We start from the raw sequence: 25474 nt of genomic DNA, 5'->3' as shown, positions 1-25474 counted from the left end.
GTAGATCCGAAGGATACGATCCCGGCGACCGGCCTCTACAACTGCTAGTTGTTTATTTAATACAGAAATCATCTTATGGTAGATAACTTCGGACTGAGAGCGGCGCGCGACAGCGATCGTGCTGCCGCGCCCGCGCTGCGGGCCATCGGCAACGCCGCGGCGGCGCTTCGGATCACGTGTGTCCACCAGGGATTCGAGCTGTACGGCTCGGATCGCTGCTTCATCGAGACCGTCCGCACGATCCGGGCCGCCCATCCGGATGCGCGGATCGACGTCGTGCTGCCGCGAAGCGGCCCGATCGTGGCCGCCCTGGAGCCCTTCGCCAGCGAGATCGTGATCGCCCCGCTCTGGATCCTGCGGCGCAAGAACCTGGCGCGCCTCGTAACCCTGGGTCTGATGGCTCTGCCCATCGCGATGATCCGTGCGTGGCGCCGCATCCGCGCGAGCGACCTCGTCTACATCAACACCACCGTGGTGGCCGACTACCTGCTGGCCGCCCGGCTGGCCCCCGGGCGGAGCATCGTCCACGTCCACGAGATCCCCGAAGGCACCGTGCTGAAAGTCCTGCGCGGGCTGATCCGCTGGAGCGGCGCCAACGTGGTGTTCAACTCGCGCGCCACCGAGCGGGCCTACGCCCTGCCCCGCGGGGCGACCGCCCGGGTCGTCTACAACGGGATCGCGGGTCCCGCCGAGCCGAATCAGAACACCTACGACGGCTCCCGCCCGCTCCGCGTGCTGATGCTCGGCCGGATCAGCCGGATCAAGGGCCAGGACGTCCTCGTGGAGGCGCTGGCCTCCCTGCCCGAGCCCGTGCGCCGGCGGATCGCGCTGCGCATCGTCGGCAGCGCCTTCGAGGACGAGGCCCGCGAGCGGGCCCTGGTCGGGCGGATCGCCGAGGCGGGGCTCGCCGCGCAGGTCACGCTCGAGCCGTTCGTGGCCGATCCCGCCGCCCTCTACCGCTGGGCCGACGTGGTCACGATGCCGTCGCAGCGGCCCGAATCCCTCGGCCGCGTGGCGATCGAGGCGATGTCCTACGGCGTGCCGCCGCTCGTCACGGCGATCGGCGGCCTGCCCGAGGTCGTAGAGGACGGGAAGACCGGCTGGGTCGTCCCGCCGGGCGGCCCGGAACCGATCGCCGCCGTTCTCGCGGACCTGGTCGCCGACCCGGCGCGCTGGCGCGACTTCGGCCGGGCGGCCCGGGCGCGCTACCTGAGCCTGTTCTCGGAGGCCTCGGCGGCGGAGGGTATCGAGGCTGCGGTCCGGACGACGCTGCGCCGCCCGACCACGGAGGCGTCGCGCGTCGCCGACGTGCCGGCGCGACCGGCAGCCTAGGAGTCGGGGCCTTCCGGCCGGACCGCCGACGATCCGGCGGCGACGCCTGTCCGAGAGCCGGGCCCCGAGCATGACCGGGCTGACTCCCTGCGGGATCGCCCCCTCCGCGGCCGAGCGCCGCGGCCGCGCGTGCCGCCACGAGCGCGCGACGACGGGTTCATCGGCGTCCGCCTCGGCAGCCTCGGTCCGGAAGACCCCGGAGCGCCGCTCGCGACGGAGCGGAAACCGACCCGTGTCGCGGGCGTCACCCTGTGGACGATCAGCGGCGCGAGGATGCAATGCGGGCCCGCCTGACCGATGAGGCGTGCGGCGCGGGCAACCGAACCCGGGCAGGACGAGGAGCGAGGACGGGGAGCGACATGGCGGCCAAGCTCGCAGTTCAGGAGATTGCGGATGCCCTGGACTGGGACCGGCGGGTCTGGGCCTGCCCGGGCGCCAACATCTATTGCGGGACGTCCTGGGGCACCTACAAGGCGCGGCGCGGCCTCGAGGTGCGGCGCGCGGTCGTGTCCGGCGACGGCGCGGACCTCGCCTTCGTCCAGTGGCAGACGCGCCGCAAGGGGCCGGCGCGGTTCGTCCATGTCCAGGGCGGCCCGCTGCTGACCGCGGCGGGCGCGCACCGGGCGGAGGCGGTGTTCGCCGCGTTCATCGACCATCTCGCGCTCGGCCGGCTCGACGTGCTCGCGGTGGATTATGAGCAGTTCGAGAGCCGCGACGCGACGCTGGCGCTGCTGATGCACGGGTTCGCCCCGGTGATCGGCGCGCACGACCACACCCTCGAGCTCGACCTGACCCAGGATCTCGACGCCATCCAGGCCGGCATGGAGCCGCGCTGGCGCAAGGCCCTGCGCAAGGCCGAGCGCAACGTCGAGGTGACGACGCATTTCCTCGAGGACAGGGCCGAGCGCCTCGAAGCCTTCGACGACTTCACCGCGATGTTCGCGGCCCTGCGCGAGCGCAAGGGCTTCGCCACCACGCTGCAGCCGCAGGCCTACCGCGACATCGCGGCCGAGGACGAGCACCTGCTGTTCCTCGACGTCCGCGAGAAGGGACAGCGCGTCCTCGTGCGCATCGCGCACCTTTCGGACACACGCTGCACGGATTTCTACACGGCCTCGAACGACCGGGCCCGCGCGACGGGCGCCGCGACCCTCGCGGTCTGGCGCTTCGTGGAGCGGGCAAAGGCGGAGGGCTGCCGGGTCTTCGATTTCGGCGGCATCGACCCGGCGGCGAACCGCCCCGTCTTCGAGTTCAAGCGCGGCCTGTGCACCGACGTGGTCCAGCACAACCCGCTCTGGGTCTACAGCCGGACGCCGGCGCTGCGGAAACTGGCGCCGGTCCTGCTGGCGCTGCGCTGAGCGGCGGGCCGGCCGCTCACAGGGCGCCGAGGGGCCGCGCCGGTCCCGGGTGCCGCGCCAGCGTCCGGAAGGCCGAGACCGACCAGACCAGCGTCGCCACTTCGGAGGCCAGCAGGCCGACGAGCGCGGTGGCGGGCGGCAGCAGCAGCAGCGCCGGCACCATCACGGCCATGCCGAGGGCGGCGCTCGCCACCGCCCCCGCCGTGATGGTCCGGAACGCCGCCGAGGCCTCGAGGTAGGCGCGCGGGATCGCGTAGAGCAGCGACACGGTCACCACCGCCCAGACGCCGAGCCCGATCCAGCCCATCGGCTGCGCGGCGAACCGTCCCTTGAACAGGATGTCCTCGACGAGCGGCAGGGCCGCGGCCATGACCGCCCCGTAGGCGAGACAGGCGCTGCCGAGCAGGATCCCGTTGCGGACGACGAGCCGGCGGGCGGCCTCGACCTGCCCGGCCGCGAGCAGCCGGCTGATCTCCGGCAGGATCATGTTCAGCAGCGCGCTCGCGGGGATGCGCAGCGGCGCGTAGAGCACGATCGTGGCGGCGATCGGCGCGTAGGCGGCCGGACCGGCCAGGAGGGCCAGCAGCAGCGTCAGGCCCTGTCCCTGCACGGTCAGGCTGGTGACGCCGGCGAGCGACCACGCCAGCGTCCGCCAGATCGCCCGGTAGCGGGCGCGCGCCCGCGCGTGCAGCGAGAAGCGGATCCGCTCGCGCAGCGCCGCGTAGGCCACGGCGATCGCGGTCGCGTGGGCGAGCGCGATCGCCGTGAAGGCTCGATCGAGAAGGGCCGTGCCCTCTCCGTTCAGCCAGCGCGCGACGAGGAGACCGCCGCAGACCGCGTAGACCAGGTCGCTCAGGCCGGCGATCCGGGGCCGGCCGCGGGCGAGGAGAACGATCCGCAGGTAGCTGCGGAAGGCGTAGAGGCCCACGAAGGCCCCGGCCGCGAGGGCGCCGAGGCCGATCACCGGGATCAGGACGAGGCCGACGGCGGCCGCCATGATGCCGGAGACCAGCACCGCGCCCGAGCCGAACATCACGTCGTAGCCGAGCGCCGCCGGCCGGCCCAGGCTCCGGGCGACGTGGATCGTCGCCGGGACCGCCACCAGCGCGCGGATGTAGGTGATGCCGACCGCCCCGACCGCGAAGACGATGGCGAACAGGCCGTAATCGTGCGCGCCGAGCGCGCGCACCAGCAGGATGTTCAGGAGGAAGTGGAACAGGCTCTGGGTCAGCTCGCCCGACAGGATCACGGCGAACCGCCCCGAGAGGACGGCGCGCATCGGTCCGGGCAGACGGAGGCGGCCGGCGCCCGGGATCCGGAGCCGATCACCGGGACGCGGTATGGAGTCGGTCATGTGGGGGTGGACGGTCTCCGTGTGGGCGCGGGCCGTGCCCGGGCACCTGCGCCGGGGATCGGCCGGCGGCGCAGCATCCTCGTTCCTCCGGCCCGGCGCCCGTGCCGGAGCGTCCGTTTCCGGACCGTCTCAGGTGCTCCCCTGGCAGGCCTCGGACAGTGCGGCAAGGCATCGCGCGAGGTCGTCCCCGTCCGTCCACACGTGCGGACTGATGCGCAGGGCGCCGGAACGCTCGCTCACGTAGACCCGGTCCCGCTGCAGGCGATCGACCAGGCCCGTCGGCAGGCCCGCGGGCGGCCGCAGACCGAGGATGTGGGGTGCCCGCAGGGAGGCCGGCGGCGGCGTCAGGCCGAGGCCGGCGACCCCGTCCGCCAAGCGGTCGGTCAGCCCCCGCAGCCGGGCGGCGACCGCCGGCACACCCCACTCGGCGATCTGCTCCAGCCCGGTCACCGCCATGAACAGCGCCACCGGATCGTTCAGCTCGCCCCGGTCGTAGCGGCGCGCGCCGACGGCCGGCGGCCGGTTCCCGATATTCTCCTCGATGGCCGCCCCGTCCTGCCGGTGCGGCGCGGCGTACAGGAAGGCGAGGCCGTAGGGTCCGAGCGCCCATTTGTAGGTCGGGAAGGCCAGAAAGTCGGGGCGCCAGCGGGCGACGTCGACGGGCACGGCGCCCGCGGCCTGCGTGGCGTCGATCACCAGGGCCGCGCCGGCATGATGGACCAGGGGGGCGAGCCGATCGAGGTCGATCAGGCTGCCGTCGGTCCAGTGCAACGGGGTCAGGGTGGCGAGGGCGAGCGGCGGGGCGTCCGGCCGGGCGATCGCGGCCGCGACCGCCGCGGTCCAGTCGCCGTCCGGCGGGCGCGGAACCTCCTCCACCACCAGACCCTGCCGCTCGGCGAGCCGGTCGAAGGCGAAGCGCAGGGACGGGAACTCGTCGGCCACGCGGAGCAGGCGCCCGCCCGGCCTCACGGTCAGGTTGCGGGCGGCCACCGCCATGGCGTGGCTGACCGCGCCGACGATCGCGATGTCGTCCGCGGTGGCGCCGATCAATCGCGCCGCCGCCGCGCGCGCTCGCTCGGCCCAGGGCGGGATCGCCGTGCGGGGATGGTCCCAGGGGCGGCTCTTGACCAGGATCCCCGCCTCGCCCGCCGCGCGCACGGCCCGCGGCAGCGGCGACCACGCGGCGGCGTCGAGGTAGCAGACGTCGGCGGGCATCTCGAAGAGGTGGCGCTGGCACGGGAGCGCCGCGGCGACGGATTCGGTGAACGCCATGATGCGCGAGCCTAGAGGATCGGATCCGCCGGGACCACGGCCCAGGCTTGATCGCGCGGCGCCGATGCCGCAAGTCGCCGTGTCCCAGTCCGCGAGGCCGCCCGTGCCGACCCGCTCGCCTCACTCCGATCCGGCAGCGCCATGGGCCGCCTGAGCCCCGACTGCTTCGACGCCGCCACCGCGCCGATGCGGGTCGCCGACGCGGTCGCTCTGATCCGGGCGCGACTCCCGATCCTGTCCGGGACCGAGACAGTCCCGCTCGCGGATGCGGACGGCCGGGTCCTCGCGGACGATGTGATCGCGCCCCTCGATCTGCCTCCCTTCGACAACGCCGCGGTGGACGGCTACGCCCTGCGCGCCGCCGATCTCGCGGCCGGCGGCGAGACGCGCCTGCCCGTCGGCGGACGCGTGCCGGCCGGCCATCCGGCGGGCGATCCCGGTCCGGGCGCGGCCGTGCGCATCTTCACCGGGGCGCCGGTGCCCGCGGGGACCGACACCGTCGTCATGCAGGAGGACGTCCGGATCGACGACGGCAGCGTCATCCTGCCTGGAGGACTCGTGTCGGGCGCCAATCGTCGGCGGGCCGGCGAGGACGTCGCCCGCGGCAGCACGGCGCTCCGCGCCGGGACGCGCCTCGGGCCGCAGCACATCGTACTCGCGGCCGCCTGTGGCCTGGCCGCGCTGCCGCTGCGGACGCCCCTGACGGTCGCGCTCTTCTCGACCGGCGACGAGCTGACACCGCCCGGCCAGTCCCTGCCGCCGGCCGGGATTTTCGACGCCAACCGGCCGATGCTCGCCGCGCTCCTGAGACGCCTCGGCGCCGTCCCCGTCGATCTCGGCATCCTCCGCGACGAGCCCGGACCGCTGCGGGCGCGCATCGCGGAGGCGGCGGCGTCCCACGACCTGATCCTGACCTCGGGAGGCGCCTCGGTGGGCGAGGAGGACCATGTCCGCGCCGCGATCGAGGCTTCGGGGCGACTGACCTTCTGGCGGTTGGCGATCAAGCCCGGCCGCCCGGTCGCGCTCGGAACCGTGGCCGGCACGCCCGTCATCGGGCTGCCGGGCAACCCGGCCGCCGCCTACGTGACCGCCCTGGCGGTGCTCGGTCCCCTGGTGCTCCATCTCTCCGGCGCGCGCGACACGGCGCCCGAGCTGGCGATCCGCAGCGGCTTCGCCCGCGAGAAGCGCCCCGGCCGGCGCGAATACCTGCGCGTCTGCCTCCGGGCCGGCCGGGACGGCCTGCCCGAGGCCGTGCCGGCGCCCGGCGGCGCGCTGTCCAGTCTCGCGGGCAGCGACGGGCTGGTGGAACTCGCCGAGGATCTGACCGCGATCCGCCCGGGCGACGCCCTGCCCTATCGACCGCACGGTGCGGTCGGCGCCGGCAGCTGAGCTGTTGTTCCGGGCCGCGAGCCTGTAGAGCCTCGGGACACATCGCCACGACCCGACCGAGACCCCGTGACCCTGCTCGCCGATCGCGCCCCCGCCAAGGTCAACCTGACGCTCCACGTCCTCGGCCGACGCGTCGGCGACGGCTACCACGTGCTCGAGAGCCTCGTCGCCTTCGCGGGCACCGCCGACCGCCTCACCCTGGATCCCGACGCCCCGCTGGGCCTGACCGTCAGCGGCCCCACCGCCGGCCCTGCCGGTCCGACGGACGACAACCTCGTCCTGCGGGCCGCCCGGGGTCTCGCCGCACGGGTGCCGGGCTTGCGCGCGGGTGCCTTCCATCTGGTGAAGCGCCTGCCGGTCGCGGCGGGGATCGGCGGCGGCTCCTCCGACGCCGCCGCGGCCCTGCGCCTGCTGGCGCGCCTCAACGGGCTGCCCCTCGACCACGCGGCCGTCGGCGCGGTGGCGCGGGAGACCGGCGCCGACGTACCGGTCTGCCTCGACCCGCGGGCCCGGATGATGCGCGGCGCGGGCGAGGAGATCGGGGCGGCCCTCGGGCTCGAACCGCTGCCCGCGGTGCTGATCAATCCCGGCGTGCCGGTGCCCACCGCCCCGGTCTTCAGGGCTCTGGGCCTGAGCGTCGGCCAGGATCTCGCGGGCGCACCGCATCCGACGATCCCGCAGGCCACGGCGACCGACACGCTGCTCCAGGCCCTGGCCGAGGCCCGCAACGATCTGGAAGCGCCGGCCCTGACCGTGGCGCCGGTGATCGGTGACGCGCTGGCAGCCCTCCGCGCCCAGGGCTGCCGCCTCGCGCGGATGTCGGGCTCCGGCGCGACCGTGTTCGCGCTGTTCGCCGACCGGCGCGCGGCCGTCCGGGCCGCTGCCGCCCTGCGCGCCGCCCATCCGGGATGGTGGGTGGCGCCGACCTTCCTGCGCTGACCCGGCCCGCGGGCGGCGCTCAGCCGGGCGCGGCCTCGTAGACCGTGACGACGCCGCCCGCCTCCGGCACCATCACGCGCCAGCGGCTCGACCGTGGCAGGTCGCCGGGATCGATCGCGGTGGCCCGGCCGCTCCCGACAGAGAAGGTCGCGAGCCGGCCGTCCCCGTCGTGTCCGCGCAGATACGCGCGGCCGTCGCCGAGGTGGAGCGCGGCCGGAGCGGCGGTGAGGCCGAAGGCGATGACCGCGAGGGCGCCGCTCGGCGCCAGGACGGCGCCCCGCAGCGCCAGCACGTCGGCCCCGGAGGCGATCTCGGACTCGACCCGCAGGTGGCCGTCGACGGCGTGACGGCGGTTCAGCAGCAGGGCTTGCCGGCGTCCCTCACGCAGGACGACGAGGGCGAGATCCGGCCCGTCCCGGCCGGCGATCAGGTAGAAGCTGCCCGGCGCGAGCCGATCGAGGCGGGTGGTCCGGCCGGGACGGTGCGGGTCCAGGGTCATGCTTCCATCCGTGCGCGCCTTTCACCCCGCCCCTTCCGGTAGAACGCGCGGCGCTCGGCTTCGGCCCGCACCACCGTGGCGCGCACCTGGAGCAGGTCCTTGCGGGTCAGGAGCCCGACGAGGCCGCCGGTGCGCGGATCGGTGACCGGCAGGCGCCCCTGCCCGGCCGACAGCATGACGTCGAGGGCGTGCGAGACCACGTCGCCCGGATGGACGACGGCGAGATCGGCGTCCGAGACGCGCTCGCCGAGGGTGCCCTCCTCGGCCGCGCCGTCGCGCTCCTCCAGGGTCCAGCGGAGGGCGTCGTTGCGCGAGACGAGGCCGACGGGCCGGCCCGCGCCGTCGACCACCGGGTAGGCGTGGTGGGCGCCGGTCTCGATCGCCGCGAGGGCCTCGGCCAGGGGCAGGTCCGCGTCCAGGGTCTCGACCGTGCGGGTCATCACCGCCTCGACCCGGGCGAGATCGTAGGGATCGATCCCGTATTCCCGGGTCACGTGCTGCCCGCGCCGGGCGATCTTCTCGGTCAGGATCGATCGCTTGAGGAGGAGCACGGTCACCGCGTAGGCCGCCACGGTGGCGGCGAGCAGCGGCGCCAGGGCGGCGACGTCGCCGGTCACCTCGACGGCGAAGACGACGCCGGTCAGCGGCGCCGGCAGGGTGCCGCCGAGCATCGCCGCCATGCCGATGAGCGCCCAGAAACCGTGGGCGCCGGGCAGGAGGACGCCGATCAGCCAGCCGACGGCGCCGCCGAGGATCAGCAGCGGCGCGAGCACGCCTCCGGACGTGCCCGACGACAGGGCGGCGAGCCAGATCGCCGCCTTGACCACGAGGATCAGCACGACGGCGCTCGCCAGCATGTGGCCGGAGAGCAGGTCGTGGATGACGTCGTAGCCGACGCCGAGCGCCCGCGGCTCCACGAGGCCGCCCAGCCCGACCACGACGGCGCCGATGGCGGGCCACCACATCCAGTGCAGGGGAAGCCGCCCGAAGCCGTCCTCCAGCGCGTAGAGGGCCCGGGTCAGCCCCCCCGAGATGAGGCCGCAGGCTATGCCGAGCAGCGCGCAGGCGGGCAGCCCCCACCAGGGCAGGACCGGATTGTCGGCGAAGGGAAAGAGCGGGCCGGCGCCGAACAGGGCCGGCCGCCAGCAGGCCGCGGTGACAGCCCCGACGGTCACCGGTACGAGGCTCCGCGGCCGCCACTCGAACAGCAGAACCTCGACGGCGAGCAGCACGGCCGCCACGGGCGTCCCGAAGATGGCGGTCATGCCCGCCGCCGCGCCCGCCACCAGCAGCGTCTTCCGCTCGGCGGCGCTGAGATGGAAGAACTGGGCGAAGAGCGAGCCGACCGCGCCGCCCGTCACGATGATCGGCCCCTCGGCGCCGAACGGGCCGCCGGTGCCGATCGCCACCGCCGAGGAGAGCGGCTTGAGCACGGCGACCCTGGGCGACATCCGGCTGCCGCCGACCAGGATCGCCTCCATCGCCTCCGGGATCCCGTGGCCGCGGATCTTCTCCGAGCCGTAGCGCGCCATGGCGCCGACGATCAGCGCCCCGATCACCGGGATCGCCACCATCGAGGGCCCCGGCGCCGCGCCGGCCAGGGAGGTCAGGGCGGTGTCGAGCCGGCCGTACCACGCGAGGTTGGTCACGAGGCCGATCAGCGTGAGCAGGATCCAGGCGGTGCCGCTCGCGGCGGTCCCGGTGACGACCGCCATGCCGGCCAGCGTCAGGACCCGCCGGTCCGCGCTGAAATCCCCCAGTGCCCGGCGCGACGGGCTGCCCTCCCCGCTCCCGCTCCCAGTCCCGCCGATCATCGGGGCCTCCTTCCTTCGCGGCGGCTTTTATGTCGTAATCCGATATATCTTGCAACGGCGCGGCCATTGCGAGCCGGGACCAGCCCGTCGATACGGGGCACCGTCGGCGGCTCGAGGGACACACCACGGAGGCGATCATGGAGGCCGATGCCCCGGGACCGGAGGCGCTGTCGCGGGAGCAGTACGCGGCGCTCGCGGATTTCCGCTTCCGTCTCCGCCGCTTCCTGGCGTTCAGCGAGGCGGCGGCGGCCCGGGCGGGCCTGCCGCCGCAGCAGCATCAGGCCCTGCTGACGCTGGCGGGCCATGCCGGGCGCGCGCCGGCGACGGTCGGCCTGCTGGCCGAGCAGCTGCTGATCGCTCCGCACAGCGCGGCCGAGCTGGTGTCCCGCATGGTGGAGGCCGGCCTGCTGACCAAGACGCGGGCCGTCGAGGACAGGCGGCGGAGCGAGCTGTCCCTCACGCCGCGCGCCGAGGCCCTGCTGCGCACCCTGACGGACGCGCATCTCGCGGAGCTGCGCGACCTCGCCCCCGCCCTCGCCGAAGCCCTCGGGCCCGTGACGCGTTGAGGCCGACGCGGGTCGTCGGGCCGGCGCGGATCGGTGGCTGTCGACGCGGGAGCCCCGAGATCCCGCCTCAGCGCGCCCGCGCCACGCAGAACTCAACGGCCCCGATCAGCGCCGCCTTGACGGGCCCGTCCGGGAAGATGTCGAGGGCGGCCCGGGCCTCGGCGCCGTAATGGTGGGCGCGGGCCACGGTCTCCTCCAGGGCGCCGTGGCGCTGCAGGAGGTCGAGGGCGGTCTCCAGGTCGGTCTCGCCGATCTCGCCCTGCTGCAGGGTGCGCCGCCAGAAGCCGCGCTCGCCCTCGCTGGCCCGGCGATAGGCCAGGACGATCGGCAGGGTGATCTTGCCCTCGCGGAAATCGTCGCCGACGTTCTTGCCGAGCTCGGCCGAGGTGCCGCCGTAGTCGAGCACGTCGTCGATCAGCTGGAAGGCGATGCCGAGATTCATCCCGTAGGATCGGGCCGCCGCCTGCTCGGCCTCGGGTCGCCCGGCGAGCACCGGCCCGACCTCGCAGGCGGCGGCGAACAGCTCGGCGGTCTTGCCGCGGATCACCGCCAGATAGGCGGCCTCGTCGGTCTCCAGGTTCTTGGCGTTGGTGAGCTGCATCACCTCGCCCTCGGCGATCACCGTGGCGGCGGCCGAGAGGATGTCGAGCGCCCGCAGCGAGCCGACCTCGACCATCATCCGGAAGGCTTGGCCGAGCAGGAAGTCGCCGACCAGCACGGAGGCCTCGTTACCCCACTTGATCCGGGCGGCGACGCGGCCGCGGCGCATGTCGCTCTCGTCGACCACGTCGTCGTGGAGGAGCGTGGCGGTGTGCATGAACTCGACGCTGGCGGCGAGCTTGACGTCGCCGTCGGTGGCGCCCGCGTAGCCGCAGAGCCGGGCGCAGGCCAGCGTCAGGATCGGCCGCAGGCGCTTGCCGCCGGAGGCGATCAGGTGGTTGGCGACCTCGGGGATCATCGCCACGTCCGATCCCGTCCGCGACAGGATCGTGGTGTTGACCCGCGCCATGCCGTCGGCCACCAGCGCGACGAGGTCGTTGAGCCCCGCCTCCGCCTCGGGCTTCGGATTCTCGATGGAGAGGGCCATACCCAAGATCCGTGACCTCCAGACCGGTCGCCCCTCAGGGGGCGGGCGATCCCTTCGCACGCGCCCCGCGGCGCCGCAACATCGTCGCCGGCCGGATATGGGGTGTCGCCAGCGCGGATCTCACGCGACGAAACCGCCGATCCCCGCCCGTTCCGGAGCCGAGCCGCGATGATCGAGCTGATCCGCGCCAACGACGTCGTGCTGATCGGGTTCGCCCGGTCGATCCTCGAGGCGGCCGAGATCCCGGTCCTCGTGGCCGACAGCCACATGAGCCTGATGGAGGGGTCGATCGGCGTCTTCGGCCAGCGCCTCCTGGTGCCGCGCGACCACGAGGCCCAGGCCCGCCGCCTGCTGACGGATGCCGGCATCGCCCACGAGTTGCGCCAACCGTGACGGCCGAGGCCGACAGCGGCGCCGATCCCTTCCTCGGCGGGCTCCTGCGCCTGCACCAGCCGCCGCGGGGGGCGCACCGCGCCGGGACCGACGCGGTGCTGCTCGCCCGGCTGCTCGCGCCGCGGGCCGGGGACCGGCTCTGCGATGTCGGCGCCGGGACCGGCGCCGTCGGCCTCGCCTGCGCGGCCCTGGCGCCCGGCCTCCGGCCGACCCTGGTCGAGCGCGACCCGGCGCTCGCCGGGCAGGCCCGTGCCAACGCGACCCTCAACGGCATCGACGCGCGGGTCCTGGTCGCCGACGTGCTCGCGTCCGCGGCGGAACGCCGCGCCGCCGGTCTGCTGCCGGACAGTTTCGACGTCGTGCTCACCAACCCGCCGTTCTTCGCGGCCGGCGCTCACCGCGCCTCGCCGCACCCGGGCCGCGCCGCCGCCCACACCTTCGCGGGCGGCGATCTCGACAGCTGGATCCGCGCCTGCACGGCGGTCCTGCGGGCGGGCGGGCGTCTCGGGCTCATCCACCGGGCGGACACCCTCCCGGCCTGCCTCGACGCCCTCAGGGGCCGCTACGGCGGGCTGGCGATCCGCCCCGTCCATCCCCGGGGCGACGCGCCGGCGATCCGCGTCCTGATCGCGGCGACCCGCGGGAGCCGGGCCGCCCCGACCCTGCTGCCGCCCCTCGTGCTGCACGGCCCCGACGGCAGGTTCACGGACGAGGCCGAGGCGCTCCATCGCGGCGCGCCCTGGCCGACGCCCTGAGAGCGCGCCTCACGCCGCGAGGGCGACGGGCTCGGCGTCGCGGATGCCGAGGAACCGCTCGACTTCCGGAAGATCCGGGAAGGCGAGGAATTCCGGGCGCAGCGGCTCGGGCAGACCCTCGAAGTTGAGACCCGGGAACGTGTCGGGATGCGGGTAGAGCTGCCAGGCCGCGCCGGGCTCGACCGGGGGGAACAGGATCGCGACCTTCTCGGCGCCGAGGCGGACGATCCGCGTCGGGCTGTACGACAGCGTCTCGATGCTCCAGCCGTGATGGGAATCCCGGCGGGCCTTCATGGTGCGGCGGCTCGTCGCGCGATGCATGGCGGTCTCCTTCGGTGGGGGTGGAAGCGGGATCAGGCGGCGCTGCGGCGTCCGGCGCGCTTCGGCCAGCCCAGCGCCACGAGGCGGGCCTTGGCGTAGTCGCGCACCTCGTCGCGGGTGCCGGGCGGCATCGTCGCCAGGACGGCCTGGGTGGCGCCGTCCAGCATCAGGTCGGTGACCGCGTTGATGGTCTCGGCCTCGTCGATGCGGCGCTTGAGGTCGCCCTCGGCCTCGGTCACCTCGTCGAAGGCGGGCGCCTCCTCGAAATCCTCGTCGACGGCCCGGACCGGGACCTGATGGGCCCGGAACTCGTCGGCCTCCTCCTCGGAGTAGACGAGGCCGTGCAGCTCGATGAGCTTGAGGATGACGCGGTCCTTCCCGCGCTTCTCGGCCATGGCGTAGACGTAGGCCGCCTGCTTGCCCGAGACGCGGTAGTTCACGTTGACCAGCGCCTCGCCCATGGACCACTCGACCCGCTCGGTCCCGGGCTTCGCGCCGGGCAGCCGGCCGGTCACCAGGATCACGGCCTCGTCGCGCTCGGCCCGGATGACGGTCGGCGGCTCGAACACGATGCCGGCCTGGGCGGCGATGCGCTCCAGGGTCTTGTGGTAGATGACGGCGGTCCCCTGGACGCGCCAGACGTTGCCCCCGAAGGGCTCGCCGTAGCGGACGAGGATGTCGGCGATCTGCTTGTCGGCGGTTCGCATGGGGCGCTCGGTCCGTCAGGGTGAGGTCGCGTCGTCCACAGCTTTTATCGGGGACGCTCTTTCGTTCTCTTTTTGTTCACATCTATATGCGCAATCCGCCCGCGATGCGCAAGGCTCGGACGCGAAAAGCTGCGGCCGCGGACGTGCGTCATCGTCGGACATGTGCGGGCGTGGCGCGGGTCCCAACCCCTGCGGGAGAGCGGGCGCGTCGCGGATGTCTCAGGAAGACGGCTGGTCGTCGGCGCAGTCGTACAGCAGCTTCTCGGATCCGAAGGCCCGACGGGTTGCGGCCCGGCGCACGATGCCATTCCGGCGACCCCGCCGCCTGCGCCGCCGACCCGCATTGTTGCTGCACCGCACCCTAGGCTAGACCGCTTCCACGATGTCCGAGACAGCTGCCGCGATGACGCCTTCCCTCTGGACCCGCCTGTCGAACCCCAGCCACTTCATGCGGTGGTCGGGGGCGCTGGTGCCGTGGCTGACGGTCCTGTCCCTCGGCGTCCTGACGCTGGGCCTGTACCAGACCTTCTTCGTGGTGCCGCCCGACTACCAGCAGGGCGAGACCGTGCGGATCATGTACATCCACGTGCCGGCGGCGTGGCTCGGCGTGTTCTTCTACGGCGCGATGAGCGTGTCGGCGATCGGCACCCTGGTGTGGCGCCACCCGCTCGCCGACGTCGCTCAGCGGGCGGCCGCGCCGATCGGGGCCGCCTTCACGCTGATCTGCCTCGTGACCGGCTCGCTGTGGGGCAAGCCCATGTGGGGCACCTACTGGGTCTGGGACGCGCGCCTGACCTCCATGCTGATCCTGCTGCTGATCTACTGCGGCATCATCGCCCTGTGGCGGACCCTGGAGGATCCGAACCGCGCGGCGCGCGCCGTGGCGATCCTGACGCTCGTCGGCGCCGTGAACCTGCCGATCATCAAGTTCTCGGTGAACTGGTGGTCGACCCTGCACCAGCCGGCCTCGATCCTGCGCATGGGCGGCTCGACCATCGACCCCTCGATGCTCCACCCGCTGCTGGTCATGATCGGCGCCGCGACCCTCGGCGGCATGACGCTGCACCTCTACGCGATGCGCACCGAGATCATGCGCCGCCGGGTGCGGACGCTGACGATCCGCGAGGCCGAGCGCCTCGACCGCGCCCAGCCGCGCCTCACCCCGACACCGGCCGCGATGCCGGTCGGGCAGCCGGTCTAGGAGGACCGCGATGGATCTCGGGTCTCACGGCGGCTTCATCCTGGCCGCCTACGCCTTCACGGCCTTGGTGATGGTCGCCCTGGTGGGCAACGCCCTGCGCGACCGCCGCGCGCAGCGCCGCGCCCTCAAGGGGTTCGGCGAGGACCGGCGATGACCGCCCCCCTCGACGACACCGCCGGCCGGACGCCACCGGTCCGCCGCTCGCTGCTGCTGATCCTGCCGGCGCTCGTCTTCGCGGCGCTCGCCGCCGTGCTGTTCCTGCGCCTGCGCTCCGGCGCCGACCCGGCCGCCCTGCCCTCCGCGATGATCGGCAAGCCGGTGCCGCGCTTCGACCTGCCCGCCGTGCCGGGACTGACCGCCAACGGCGCGCCCGTACCCGGGCTGTCGAGCGCGGACCTCAAGGGCCAGATCACGGTGCTCAACGTCTTCGCCTCGTGGTGCGCGCCCTGCCAGGTGGAGCACCCGATGCTGATGCGGCTGGCGAAGGAACCCGGCATCCGGCTCGTCGGCATCGACTACAAGGAGCCGACGCCCGAGGCCGGCCAGCGCTTCCTGACCCGGCACGGCGTTCCGTTCAGCGCGGTGGGCGCCGATGCCGGCGGCCGCGCGGCGATCGATTTCGGCGTCTACGGCGTGCCCGAGACCTTCATCATCGGGCCCGACGGCGTGATCCGCGACAAGCTGGTCGGCATCCTCACGCCGGAGAATTTTTCCAGCGTGCTCGCGCGGATCCGCGCTGCCGGGAAGGTGGCGGCGGCGCAGTAGGCATCACGCCTCAGGCTGCGCCTTCTTGCGCTCGTAGCGGGTGAGCAGCGGCGTCTGCGCGAGGGCGAACAGCACGGTGATCGGCATGATGCCGAACACCTTGAAGTTGACCCAGAAATCCTCCGTCTGGGTCCGCCAGACCAGCTCGTTGAGCGCGGCCAGCACGAAGAAGAACACGCCCCAGCGGAAGGTGAGCTTGCGCCAGCCCTCCTCGGTGAGGCTGAACATCGAGTCGAGCACCACCGACAGCAGCGAGCGCCCGAAGACGAGGCCGCCGAGCAGCACGGTGCCGAACAGGGCGTTCACGATGGTCGGCTTGACCATGATGAAGGTCTTGTCCTGCAGCGCCAGGGTCAGGCCGCCGAACACCACCACCACCACGCCGGACACGAGTGGCATGATCGGCAGGCGCCGCACCATCACGTAGTGGATCGCCAGTGCCACCACGGTCGCCGCGATGAACACGCCCGTGGCCACGAACAGCTTCTGGTCCGGAGCGACGCCGAACTTCTCGGAATAGGCGTTGCCGAGGAAGAACAGCACCAGCGGCCCGAGTTCCAGCGCCAGCTTCACGAGCGGCGGCAGGTGGCGGTGCGGGGGGACGGATTCGATCTGCATACGCTCGGTTGGCTCGGCTGCGGCGCCCACGGTCGGCCGGGGGCGTCGGACGGGATTCGCCGGGGTGTGTGGAACGCGGAGCGCGCGATGTCCATGACATCGCGCACCCAGGAGCGGCGGCCGCCCGCGTGCTAGTCCTTCTCCAGTCCGGCGATCGCCCGGGCGAAGTCGCGGGCCGCGAAGGGCTCCAGGTCCTCCACGCCCTCGCCGACGCCGATGAAGTGCACCGGCAGGCCGAACTTCGCCGCCAGCGCCACCAGGATGCCGCCCCGGGCAGTGCCGTCGAGCTTGGTCATCACCAGCCCCGAGACCGGCGCCGCCTGCGAGAACAGCTCCACCTGGCTGAGCGCGTTCTGGCCGACCGTGGCGTCGAGGACGAGGAGCGTCGCGTGCGGCGCATCCGGATCCTGCTTGCGCAGCACGCGGACGATCTTCTCCAGCTCCGCCATCAGGCCGGCCTTGTTCTGGAGCCGGCCGGCGGTGTCGATCAGCAGCACGTCGGTGCCGGCCGCGCCCGCCTGCTTGAGGGCGTCGAAGGCGAGGCCCGCCGCGTCCGCGCCCTGCGCGCCGCTCACCACCGGCGTGCCGGTGCGCGCCCCCCAGACCTTGAGCTGGTCGATTGCCGCCGCGCGGAAGGTGTCGCCGGCCGCGAGCATCACGGTGCGCCCCTCCGCCCGCAGCTTCGAGGCGAGCTTGCCGAGCGTCGTGGTCTTGCCGGCGCCGTTCACGCCGACCGTCAGGATCACGAACGGCTTCCGGGCGGCGTCGATCGTCAGCGGCACCGCCACCGGCTCCAGCGCCCGCTCCACCTCCGCGGCCAGGATCGCCCGGACCTCGTCGGGCGAGATGCCCTTCTCGTAGCGGCCCTTGCCGACGGCCTCCGAGACCCGCATCGCGGTCTCCAGGCCGAAATCGGCCTGGATCAGCGCGTCCTCCAAGTCCTCCAGGGTCGTGGCGTCGAGCTTGCGCTTGGTGAACAGGCCGGTGACGCGGTCGGAGAGGGCCGACGAGGTCCGCTTCATCCCCGAGGTGAGACGGCTCCACCAGCCCTTGGCCTCCGGCTCGCGCTCCGGCCCGGCGCCGGCGTCGTGGGCGAGGGCCGCGGCGCTGTCGACAGGCTGGATGTCGGGCTGGACGTCGGGTTGAATCCCGGGCTGCATCGCGGCGGCCGGCTCGACCACCGGCGCCCGGTTCACGTCGCCGGTGTCGACCGGGTCGGCGCCGTGCGCGGGGTCGTCGCCGGCGGTGCCGGCCGGCGGGCGCTCCGCGTCGCCCTCCACGGGCAGCAGGTCCGCGCCCTCGACCGCGTCCGGGACCGGCTCCCCGGACTCCTCGGGCGGCAGCGGGACGTGCGCGACATCCTCGGCGGCGGTGGCGAAGTCCGGCTCCCCCTCGGAGGGCGAGGCCGCCCCGGCCGGCAGGTCGGCCTCGGGCTTGTCCTCGGGCCGGTCCTCGCCTCTGTCCTCGGGCGCGGGCTGGCCTTTGCGCCCGAACAGGCGTCCGAACCAGCCGGGCTTCTCCTCGCTCGCCATGAAATCGCGTCCTCGCCCCACCTTGCCCCGCCGACACCGACCCTCTAGCCGATCCGGATGTCCAACGCCTTCGACATAGGCGCGCGCCTCCTCTACCGCGATGCCCTGCTCCTCGTCATCGACAAGCCGGCGGGTTTGCCGGTCCATCCGGGCCCGCGGGGCGGCGAGACGCTCACCGACCACCTCGACGCCCTCCGGTTCGGCCTGCCCCGCCGCCCCGAGGCCGCGCACCGGCTCGACCGCGACACCTCCGGCTGCCTCGCGCTGGGCCGCCACGCCAAGGCGCTGGCGCGGCTGGGGAAGCTGTTCTCCGGCAGCGCCGTCGAGAAGACCTACTGGGCGATCGTGGCGGGCGGGCCCGCCGGGGAGGAAGGCAGCATCGACCTGCCGCTGGCCCGCCGCTCGGACGATCCGCGCTCGTGGTGGATGAAGGCCGACCCGGCGGGCGACCCGTCGCTGACGCACTGGCGGGTGCTCGGCCGCGCCGGGGGGCGGACCTGGCTGGAATTGAAGCCGGTCACCGGCCGGACCCACCAGCTCCGGGTCCACTGCGCCGCCTCCGGCTGGCCGATCCTGGGCGACGCGGTCTACGGCGGGGCGCCCCGCGGGAGCGCGCTGCACCTCCACGCCCGGGCGCTGTCGATCCCGCTCTACCCGAAGCGCGACGCCATCGCCGTCACGGCGCCGCCGCCCCCGCACATCGCCGAGGCCGTGGCGGCGATGCCGGCGTGAGCCGCGGGCGCTAGGCGCCGATGAGCCGCGCGCCGTCGTGCCCGGCGACGGCGACGTCGTGGAACGTCCCCGCTTCGGGGACGCCCGGAAGCCGAACCGCGGTGAAATCCGCGCTTCGCCCGACGCCGCCGCGCTCCGCCAGCACGGTGAGGCGGCGGCCGACCTGGGCGTCGAGATGCCGGCGCAGGGCGTCGGCGCCGGCCGCCCGCAGCCGCGCCGCCCGCGCGCGGATCGCCTCGGGGGCAACCGGCGGCATGCGCGCGGCCGGTGTCCCGGGGCGCGGCGAGTACGGGAAGACGTGCAGGTGCGTCAGGCCGCACGCCGCCACGAGGTCGAGGGAGCGGTCGAACTGCGCCTCGGTCTCGGTCGGGAAGCCGGCGATCAGGTCGGCGCCGAACACCGTGTCGGGCCGCAGCCGCCGCACGGTCTCGCAGAAGCGGATCGCGTCGACGCGCAGGTGCCGGCGCCTCATGCGCTTGAGGATCAGGTCGTCGCCGGCCTGCAGCGACAGGTGCAGGTGCGGCATGAGCCGCTCCTCCTCGGCGATCGCCGCGAGCAGCGCGTCGTCGGCCTCGACGGAATCGATGGAGGACAGGCGCAGGCGCGCGAGGTCGGGCACCGCCCGGAGGATCGCGCGCGCGAGGCCGCCGAGGGACGGGGCCGTGCCGGGGAGGTCGCGACCGTAGGCGGTGAGGTCGACGCCGGTCAGCACCACCTCGCGCCCGCCCCGCGCCACGATCGTCTCGACCTGCGCGATCACGTCCGCCTCCGGCACCGAGCGGGAGACGCCCCGCCCGAACGGGATCACGCAGAAGGTGCAGCGGTGGTCGCAGCCGTTCTGCACGGGCACGAAGGCGCGGGTGTGCCCGGCGACCGCCTCGACCCGCGTCGGCTCGGCCGCCCGCGCCGCCATGACGGCGCCCGGGCCGGTCGCGGCCGCCGACCAGCCCTCCGGCCGCAGCTTCTCGGCGTTGCCGACGAGGCGCGCGACCTCCGGCATGGCCGCGTAGGCCTCCGTCTCGACCTCGGCGCCGCAGCCGGTGACGACGATCTCGGCGCCGGGCCGCTCCCGGGCGATGCGCCGGATCGCCTTGCGGGCCTGCCGCCCGGCCTCGGCGGTCACCGCGCAGGTGTTCACCACCACCCGGTCGCGCCCGTCCGCCGCCGCGTGGGCCCGCAGGGCCTCGGACTCGACGGTGTTGAGGCGGCAGCCGAAGGTGAGGGTCTCGACCGCCATCAGGCCGCGCTGTCGAACAGCTCCGGCGCCAGGGTCCCCTCGGCGACGAGCGCGACCGGGCCGGTCATCAGGACGTGGTCGTCGGCCCGCCACTCGACGAACAGCTCGCCGCCCGGCAGTGCGACGCTGGCCTGCCGGCCGATCATCCGCAGGCGCGAGGCGGCCACCACGGTGGCGCAGGCGGCCGTGCCGCAGGCGAGCGTCAGCCCGGCCCCCCGCTCCCAGACGCGGAGCTTGATCGTCTCGCGGCCCGTCACCTGCGCCACCGAGATGTTGGCGCGCTCCGGGAACAGCGGGTGGTTCTCCAGCATCGGGCCGATCCGGGCGAGATCGAAGCTGTCCGGATCCTGCTCCACGAAGAACACCGCGTGCGGGTTGCCCATGTTCACGGCGCCCGGCGAGTGCAGGATCGGATCGTCGATCGGGCCGATCTGCAGCTCGATCCGCCGGGTGTCGGGGAACGGCTCGGACAGGGGGATCTCGTCCCAGGCGAGCCGCGGCCGGCCCATATCCACGGTGAAGGCCCGCTCCGAGACGCGGCGCACCCCGAGCAGGCCCGCCCGGGTCTCCAGGACGAGCCGGCCGCCCTCGGCCGGCCGGGCCATGGCCGGGTCGTCGAGCATCGCGTAGGCGACGCAGCGCGTGCCGTTGCCGCAGGCGCCCGATTCCGAGCCGTCGGTGTTGTAGATGCGCATGAACGCGTCCGTGCCCGGGCTCACGGGATCGTGCAGGACCATCAGCTGATCGAAGGTCGAGCCGGGATCCTGCGCGATCGCCCGCGCCTCCTCGGGCCGCACCTTCGCGGCGGAGCCGCGCAGGTCCAGCACCACGATCGCGTTGCCGGCGCCGTGCATCTTCAGGAAGCGTCTGTGGGCGAGTGCGCTCATGCGGTCCCGCGGTTGGAGGAAGGCGCGGGCTATATCGCAAAAGCCGCCGCCCGGCGCGAGGGGTGCCGCGGCGTGGCAGATGCGCCGCACCCGCGGCTCTCGTCCGCTGCGCCCTCGCGGGCCGTCCCGATCGCCATTAGGTTACGCCGCGGGAGCCCGCGCGATCATCCGCGGGCCTCGACCGGAGCGCCCACCGTGATCCGCCTTCGTCCGCTCGTCGCCCTCTCGGCCGCCCTCGTGCTCGCGTCGGGCGGCCCGATCGCCGCGCAGCAGCAGCCCGCGCCGCCGCCCTCCACGGCGCCCGCGCCGGCCCAGACGAACCCGCTGCCGACCACGACGGCGCCGAACCCGGTCGCCGATCCGGACAAGAGCGCGGCCCCGGCGCCCCAGCAATCGGTGGCGCCCCCGCCCGCGGGCCAGTCCGCGGTGGGAACGCCCCCGGGCACGAGCCCGGGAACGCCGGCGCGGCCGACGCTCATCGACAAGGCCGGCGAGCCCGGCGACGTCGACGAGGTCACCCTGCCGGCCAAGCCCGTCGCGATCCTGTCCGGCAAGACCAAGTGGGAGGAGGCCGTGCCGAACCTGAAGCAGGCTTTCGCGCGGATCGAGGCCGACCTCGCCAAGCTCGGCGTCGCGCCGACCGGGCGGCCGCTCGCGGTCTTCACGCGCACCGACGACGACGGCTTCGAGTTCGAGGCGATGATCCCGGTGGCGGCCGCGCCGAGCCCGGCACCCGCCGAGACCGACGGCCTGCGCTTCGGCACGACGCCCTCCGGCAAGGCGTTGCGCTTCGCCCACAAGGGGTCCTACGAGTCGATCGACAGCACCTACGAGACGCTGACCGCCTACCTCGACGCCAAGGACATCGTGGTGCAGGACCGGTTCGTGGAGGAGTACGCCACCGACCTCAAGGACAGCACCGACGACAACCTCGACGTGAACATCTACGCGCTGGTGAAGTAGGCGCGCACGAACCGGCGGCGTCCCCACGCGATTGCCACGACCGCTTCGGGACCGAGCGCGGGTCCCCTCTCCCGTGCGGGAGAGGGACAGGGTGAGGGTCATGCGGCTTCCGGACAGGGCACGCGCGTCGACGGCGCTCTCCGCCCTGAAGCGCCCGGTCCCTCACCCCAACCCTCTTCCGCACGGGAGAGGGGGCCAGGGCGCGCGCCGCTGCCGGCCCTGCTCTCCGCTGGAAGCGCGCGAACCCGACGAGGCGGACAGATCGCCGCTGCCCCGTACAGGCAGGAACAGGGGCATCGGCTGGCGGATTCGCCCGACATGCCCGCCGCCGACCTCAGAACCGCGACCGCCCCGCGCCCGCGCCGCAAGCCGGCCCCCGCCGTCACGGATCCGGCCCTCGCCGAGAAGGCGCTCGCCGTCCATGCCCGGTTGTGCCCGGTCTACGGCTGCCCGATCCCGTACTTCCACAGCCTGGATCCGGTCAGCGAACTCGTCTCCTCGCTCCTGTCGCACCGGACGCGCAACGCCGAATCCGGCCGGGCCTTCAAGGCCCTGCGGGCGCGCTTCCGCGACTGGGAGGCGGTGATCGACGCGGACGTGCCGGAGATCGAGGCTGCCATCGCGGGCGTGACTTGGCCGGAGCTGAAGGCGCCGCGCATCCGCGACGTGCTCCGGGCGCTGCGCGACCGGTGCGGCGGCCTCGACCTCGCCTTCCTGGCCGACATGGAGGTCGAGGCCGCGCGGGCGTGGCTGCAGGCAATCCCGGGCGTCGGGCCGAAGACCAGCGCGGCGGTCCTGTCCTTCTCCACCCTGCGAATGCCGGCCCTGCCGGTCGACAGCCACCATCACCGGGTGGCGCAGCGCCTCGGGCTGATCGGCAAGACGGTCGATGTCGGCCCGTCGCACCCGATCCTGCGGGCGCAGCTCCCCGCCGACTGGAGCGCGCAGGACCTCTACGACAATCACGAGATCCTGATGCTGCACGGCCAGAAGGTCTGCCATCATCACCGCCCGGCCTGCGGGCGCTGCGTCCTGGTCGACCTCTGCCCCAGCGCGAGGCTGCCCACGCGGGAGCCGTGAGCGCGTCCTTGACCATTCCGGGCTACGGGTGCGAGTAACCCCGCGCCCGGACGGCGCGGAGCCCCGGTCTTCCCTTGCTCAGGATCGGCGCCGATGGCCGCGTTCACCGAATTGGTCTTCTCGGGCGTCCAGCCCACCGGCAACCTGCACCTCGGCAACTATCTCGGGGCCGTGAAGCGCTTCGTGGAGATGCAGGATCGCGACGCGCAGTGCCTGTACTGCGTGGTCGACCTCCACGCGATCACCGTCTGGCAGGATCCCGAAGCGCTGCGCGGCCAGATCCGCGAGGTCACGGCCGCCTTCCTCGCCGCCGGCATCGATCCCAAGCGCTCGATCGTGTTCAACCAGAGCCAGGTGCCGCAGCACGCCGAGCTCGCCTGGGTGTTCAACTGCGTCGCCCGCCTCGGCTGGCTGAACCGCATGACCCAGTTCAAGGAGAAGGCCGGCAAGGACCGGGAGAACGCCTCGATCGGCCTCTACGACTACCCGGTGCTGATGGCCGCCGACATCCTGGCCTACCGGGCGACGCACGTGCCGGTCGGCGAGGACCAGAAGCAGCACCTGGAGCTGACCCGGGACATCGCCCAGAAGTTCAACACCGATTTCTCGGGGTCGATCACGGCGCACGGCCACGGCGACGCCTTCTTCCCGATCACGGAGCCGCTGATCGGCGGCCCGGCAGCCCGGGTCATGTCGCTGCGCGACGGCACCAAGAAGATGTCGAAGTCGGACCCGTCCGACAACGCCCGCATCAACCTCACGGACGATGCGGACGCCATCGCCCAGAAGATCCGCCGGGCCAAGACCGATCCCGAGCCCCTGCCTTCCGAGGTGGCGGGCCTGAAGGAGCGGCCCGAGGCCGACAACCTCGTGGGGATCTACGCGGCGCTGGCCGGCATCACCCGGGAGGACGTGCTGCGCGATTTCGGGGGAGCGCAGTTCTCGACCTTCAAGCCGGCGCTCGCCGACCTCGCGGTGACGAGCCTCGCGCCGATCGCCGGGGAGATGCGCCGCCTCACCGCCGATCCTGGCCACATCGACGCCGTGCTGGCCGACGGCGGCGCCCGGGCCGAGACCATCGCGGCGCAGACCCTCGACGCGGTCAAGGACATCGTCGGCTTCGTCCGGCGCGGTCCCAGCCTGCAGGCGGTGCGGTGACCGTCCGGGCGCTGGTCTTCGACGTCTTCGGGACGCTGGTCGACTGGCGCTCCGGCGTCGCCCGCGAGGCGGCGCGGCTGCTCGCGCCCGTCGCGCCGGACCTCGATGCCGGCGCCTTCGCGGACGCGTGGCGGGCACAGTACAATCCCTCGATGGAGACGGTGCGCTCCGGCGCCCGGCCCTACGTCGACCTCGACACGCTCCAGGCCGAGTCGCTGCCCGGCGTGCTGGCGCAGTTCGGCATCGCGGGCGTCTCCGAGGCCGTGCAGCGGGAGCTGGTCCAGGCCTGGCACCGGCTCGACGCGTGGCCCGAGGTGCCGGACGCGCTGCGGCGGCTGCGCGAGAAGCACCTCCTGGCGCCGGTCTCCAACGGGCCGGTCCGGCTGATGGCCGACCTCGCCCGCCGCAACGGCCTGGTCTTCGACGCGGTGCTCGGCGCCGGCTACTCCCGCGACTACAAGCCGAAGCCGGCGCTCTACCGCGACGCCGTCGCGGCCTTCGGCTTCGCGCCGGGGGAGACCATGATGGTCGCGGCACACTCGAACGACCTCGCGGCGGCGGCGGGCCACGGGCTCGCCACCGCCCACATCGCCCGCCCGCACGAGCACGGCCCGGCCGGCGGCGAGGCCGCGCCGACGGTGCCGGTCACCCACGCGGCGCGGGACTTGGCGGATCTCGCCGACCGGCTCGGCTGCTGAGGATTTTTTCACGGAAGGGTGCGATGGCCGACTGGAACCCCGCCCTCTACACCCGCTTCGAGGACGAGCGGACGCGCCCCGCCGCCGAGCTCCTCGCCCGCGTGCCCCTCGAAGCGCCGCGTCTGGCCATCGATCTCGGCTGCGGGCCCGGCAACTCCACCGCGCTGATCGCGGCCCGTTTCCCCGACGCCGAGGTGATCGGGCTCGACACCTCGCCGGCCATGCTGGAGAGCGCCCGCGCCCGGCTGCCCCGCCTCGCCTTCGCGCTGGCCGACGCCGCGACCTGGACACCCGAGCGGGCGCCGGACCTGATCTACGCCAACGCCGTGCTGCAATGGCTGCCGGACCACGCGACCCTGCTGCCGCGGCTGTTCGGCCTCCTCGCCCCGGGCGGCGTGCTGGCCGTGCAGATGCCCGACAACCTCGCCGAGCCCACCCACCGCCTGATGCGCGCGGTGGCGGCGTCCGGCCCCTGGGCGGCGGCGATCGGCGACCCGGCCGTGGCCGGCCGCCTCGGGCGGATGCTGGAGCCCGCGGCGTACTACGATCTGCTGGCGCCGGCGGCCGCCGAGGTCGATGTCTGGTGCACCGCCTATCATCACCGGATGGCCGATGCCGCCGCCATCGTGGACTGGGTCCGGGCCACGGGCCTGCGTCCCTTCCTCGACCCGCTGGATCCCGAGCACCGCGCCGGCTTCCTGGATGCCTACACGCGCGCGATCGACGGGGCCTACCCGCCGCGCAGCGACGGCCGGCGCCTGCTCGCCTTCCCGCGGGTGTTCGTCGTCGCCCGGAAGGCCAGCTAGCGCGCAGGCCG

27 protein-coding genes are annotated in these 25474 nt (G+C 73.9%); 16 read left to right on the top strand and 11 right to left on the bottom strand.

Annotated features, from left to right (window positions below; all coding sequences use genetic code 11):
- The first annotated feature begins 75 nt into the window (after positions 1-75).
- Complete coding sequence (locus BKE41_RS28435; RefSeq protein ID WP_071000538.1) at positions 76-1332, top strand: glycosyltransferase family 4 protein; 1257 nt, start codon at positions 76-78, stop codon at positions 1330-1332.
- Between the two features lie 359 nt (positions 1333-1691).
- Positions 1692-2690, top strand: coding sequence for a GNAT family N-acetyltransferase (locus BKE41_RS28430; RefSeq protein ID WP_071000537.1), 999 nt, complete (start codon positions 1692-1694; stop codon positions 2688-2690).
- Between the two features lie 16 nt (positions 2691-2706).
- Here the strand turns inward: BKE41_RS28430 and BKE41_RS28425 are convergent, their stop codons facing one another.
- Positions 2707-3969: a membrane protein gene (locus BKE41_RS28425; protein ID WP_029360334.1), complete on the bottom strand. Its 1263-nt coding sequence runs from the start codon at positions 3967-3969 to the stop codon at positions 2707-2709.
- A 204-nt stretch (positions 3970-4173) separates the two neighbouring features.
- Positions 4174-5316, bottom strand: a complete 1143-nt coding sequence (locus BKE41_RS28420) for an aminotransferase class V-fold PLP-dependent enzyme (protein ID WP_071000536.1) — start codon at positions 5314-5316, stop codon at positions 4174-4176.
- Between the two features lie 141 nt (positions 5317-5457).
- Here BKE41_RS28420 and glp point away from each other — a divergent pair, with 141 nt between their 5' ends.
- Both glp and BKE41_RS28410 read left to right on the top strand, forming a co-directional pair.
- Complete coding sequence (gene glp / locus BKE41_RS28415; RefSeq protein WP_058607204.1) at positions 5458-6705, top strand: gephyrin-like molybdotransferase Glp; 1248 nt, start codon at positions 5458-5460, stop codon at positions 6703-6705.
- A gap of 66 nt (positions 6706-6771) precedes the next feature.
- Positions 6772-7644: a 4-(cytidine 5'-diphospho)-2-C-methyl-D-erythritol kinase gene (locus tag BKE41_RS28410; protein WP_058607203.1), complete on the top strand. Its 873-nt coding sequence runs from the start codon at positions 6772-6774 to the stop codon at positions 7642-7644.
- 19 nt (positions 7645-7663) lie between these two features.
- Here the strand turns inward: BKE41_RS28410 and BKE41_RS28405 are convergent, their stop codons facing one another.
- The gene (locus tag BKE41_RS28405; protein WP_071000535.1) at positions 7664-8143 is read right to left on the bottom strand and encodes a hypothetical protein; all 480 of its coding nucleotides are present in this window, start codon (positions 8141-8143) and stop codon (positions 7664-7666) included.
- The gene (locus BKE41_RS28400) at positions 8140-9957 is read right to left on the bottom strand and encodes a chloride channel protein (RefSeq protein WP_071000534.1); all 1818 of its coding nucleotides are present in this window, start codon (positions 9955-9957) and stop codon (positions 8140-8142) included. Before BKE41_RS28400 ends, BKE41_RS28405 begins: the two co-directional genes overlap by 4 nt.
- Before the next feature lie 137 nt (positions 9958-10094).
- On the opposite strand from BKE41_RS28400, the gene BKE41_RS28395 reads away from it, so the two are divergent.
- Positions 10095-10523, top strand: a complete 429-nt coding sequence (locus tag BKE41_RS28395; protein ID WP_012322239.1) for a helix-turn-helix domain-containing protein — start codon at positions 10095-10097, stop codon at positions 10521-10523.
- Positions 10524-10590: 67 nt separating this feature from the next.
- Here BKE41_RS28395 and BKE41_RS28390 read toward each other — a convergent pair whose 3' ends face one another.
- Entirely contained in the window at positions 10591-11610 is a 1020-nt protein-coding gene (locus BKE41_RS28390; protein WP_043342815.1) for a polyprenyl synthetase family protein, read from the bottom strand.
- 168 nt (positions 11611-11778) lie between these two features.
- Between BKE41_RS28390 and BKE41_RS28385 the strand changes: the two genes are divergently transcribed.
- Both BKE41_RS28385 and BKE41_RS28380 read left to right on the top strand, forming a co-directional pair.
- A complete protein-coding gene (locus tag BKE41_RS28385; protein ID WP_024828142.1) occupies positions 11779-12003 on the top strand; it encodes a DUF2007 domain-containing protein in 225 nt (74 codons plus the stop codon).
- The gene (locus BKE41_RS28380) at positions 12000-12758 is read left to right on the top strand and encodes a methyltransferase (protein ID WP_071000533.1); all 759 of its coding nucleotides are present in this window, start codon (positions 12000-12002) and stop codon (positions 12756-12758) included. Before BKE41_RS28385 ends, BKE41_RS28380 begins: the two co-directional genes overlap by 4 nt.
- A 9-nt stretch (positions 12759-12767) precedes the next feature.
- On the opposite strand, the gene BKE41_RS28375 is transcribed toward BKE41_RS28380, so the two are convergent.
- Both BKE41_RS28375 and BKE41_RS28370 read right to left on the bottom strand, forming a co-directional pair.
- Complete coding sequence (locus BKE41_RS28375) at positions 12768-13079, bottom strand: hypothetical protein (RefSeq protein WP_058607199.1); 312 nt, start codon at positions 13077-13079, stop codon at positions 12768-12770.
- A 32-nt stretch (positions 13080-13111) separates the two neighbouring features.
- Positions 13112-13786 carry a hypothetical protein gene (locus tag BKE41_RS28370; protein WP_056531636.1) on the bottom strand — a complete coding sequence of 225 codons (675 nt, stop codon included), beginning with the start codon at positions 13784-13786 and terminating at the stop codon, positions 13112-13114.
- Between the two features lie 403 nt (positions 13787-14189).
- Here BKE41_RS28370 and BKE41_RS28365 point away from each other — a divergent pair, with 403 nt between their 5' ends.
- Genes BKE41_RS28365 through BKE41_RS28355 form a run of 3 tightly spaced genes read left to right on the top strand, consistent with a single transcriptional unit; the run spans position 14190 to position 15752 of the window.
- Positions 14190-14987 (top strand): heme ABC transporter permease, encoded by a 798-nt coding sequence (locus tag BKE41_RS28365; protein ID WP_012322233.1) that lies wholly within the window; start codon positions 14190-14192, stop codon positions 14985-14987.
- A gap of 10 nt (positions 14988-14997) precedes the next feature.
- The gene (ccmD, locus tag BKE41_RS28360; RefSeq protein WP_012322232.1) at positions 14998-15141 is read left to right on the top strand and encodes a heme exporter protein CcmD; all 144 of its coding nucleotides are present in this window, start codon (positions 14998-15000) and stop codon (positions 15139-15141) included.
- Entirely contained in the window at positions 15138-15752 is a 615-nt protein-coding gene (locus tag BKE41_RS28355) for a DsbE family thiol:disulfide interchange protein (protein ID WP_043075020.1), read from the top strand. The genes ccmD and BKE41_RS28355 overlap by 4 nt, the downstream gene beginning before the upstream one ends.
- 3 nt (positions 15753-15755) lie before the next feature.
- On the opposite strand, the gene BKE41_RS28350 is transcribed toward BKE41_RS28355, so the two are convergent.
- Both BKE41_RS28350 and ftsY read right to left on the bottom strand, forming a co-directional pair.
- Positions 15756-16370 carry a septation protein A gene (locus BKE41_RS28350; RefSeq protein WP_012322230.1) on the bottom strand — a complete coding sequence of 205 codons (615 nt, stop codon included), beginning with the start codon at positions 16368-16370 and terminating at the stop codon, positions 15756-15758.
- A 131-nt stretch (positions 16371-16501) separates the two neighbouring features.
- Positions 16502-17902 carry a signal recognition particle-docking protein FtsY gene (ftsY, locus tag BKE41_RS28345; RefSeq protein WP_012322229.1) on the bottom strand — a complete coding sequence of 467 codons (1401 nt, stop codon included), beginning with the start codon at positions 17900-17902 and terminating at the stop codon, positions 16502-16504.
- A 57-nt stretch (positions 17903-17959) separates the two neighbouring features.
- Between ftsY and BKE41_RS28340 the strand changes: the two genes are divergently transcribed.
- On the top strand, positions 17960-18634 hold the full coding sequence (locus BKE41_RS28340) for an RNA pseudouridine synthase (RefSeq protein ID WP_012322228.1): 675 nt from the start codon (positions 17960-17962) through the stop codon (positions 18632-18634).
- 10 nt (positions 18635-18644) lie between these two features.
- Here the strand turns inward: BKE41_RS28340 and mtaB are convergent, their stop codons facing one another.
- On the bottom strand, positions 18645-19871 hold the full coding sequence (mtaB, locus tag BKE41_RS28335; protein WP_071000532.1) for a tRNA (N(6)-L-threonylcarbamoyladenosine(37)-C(2))-methylthiotransferase MtaB: 1227 nt from the start codon (positions 19869-19871) through the stop codon (positions 18645-18647).
- Entirely contained in the window at positions 19871-20758 is an 888-nt protein-coding gene (gene dapF / locus BKE41_RS28330) for a diaminopimelate epimerase (protein WP_024828145.1), read from the bottom strand. The genes mtaB and dapF overlap by 1 nt, the downstream gene beginning before the upstream one ends.
- Positions 20759-20953: 195 nt before the next feature.
- Between dapF and BKE41_RS28325 the strand changes: the two genes are divergently transcribed.
- The 5 genes from BKE41_RS28325 (at position 20954) to tam (ending at position 25463) form a co-directional block, all read left to right on the top strand.
- Positions 20954-21721, top strand: coding sequence for a GyrI-like domain-containing protein (locus tag BKE41_RS28325; protein WP_071000531.1), 768 nt, complete (start codon positions 20954-20956; stop codon positions 21719-21721).
- 318 nt (positions 21722-22039) lie between these two features.
- A complete protein-coding gene (locus tag BKE41_RS28320; protein WP_071000530.1) occupies positions 22040-22801 on the top strand; it encodes a Fe-S cluster assembly protein HesB in 762 nt (253 codons plus the stop codon).
- 93 nt (positions 22802-22894) lie between these two features.
- The gene (gene trpS, locus BKE41_RS28315; protein WP_012322223.1) at positions 22895-23959 is read left to right on the top strand and encodes a tryptophan--tRNA ligase; all 1065 of its coding nucleotides are present in this window, start codon (positions 22895-22897) and stop codon (positions 23957-23959) included.
- Positions 23956-24657, top strand: a complete 702-nt coding sequence (locus BKE41_RS28310; protein ID WP_012322222.1) for a haloacid dehalogenase type II — start codon at positions 23956-23958, stop codon at positions 24655-24657. Before trpS ends, BKE41_RS28310 begins: the two co-directional genes overlap by 4 nt.
- A gap of 23 nt (positions 24658-24680) precedes the next feature.
- Entirely contained in the window at positions 24681-25463 is a 783-nt protein-coding gene (tam, locus tag BKE41_RS28305) for a trans-aconitate 2-methyltransferase (RefSeq protein ID WP_029361013.1), read from the top strand.
- Positions 25464-25474 lie beyond the last annotated feature (11 nt).

The organism is Methylobacterium sp. C1, from assembly GCF_001854385.1.
Classification (GTDB): domain Bacteria; phylum Pseudomonadota; class Alphaproteobacteria; order Rhizobiales; family Beijerinckiaceae; genus Methylobacterium; species Methylobacterium radiotolerans.
This window is presented reverse-complemented; position numbering and strand designations above follow the sequence as displayed.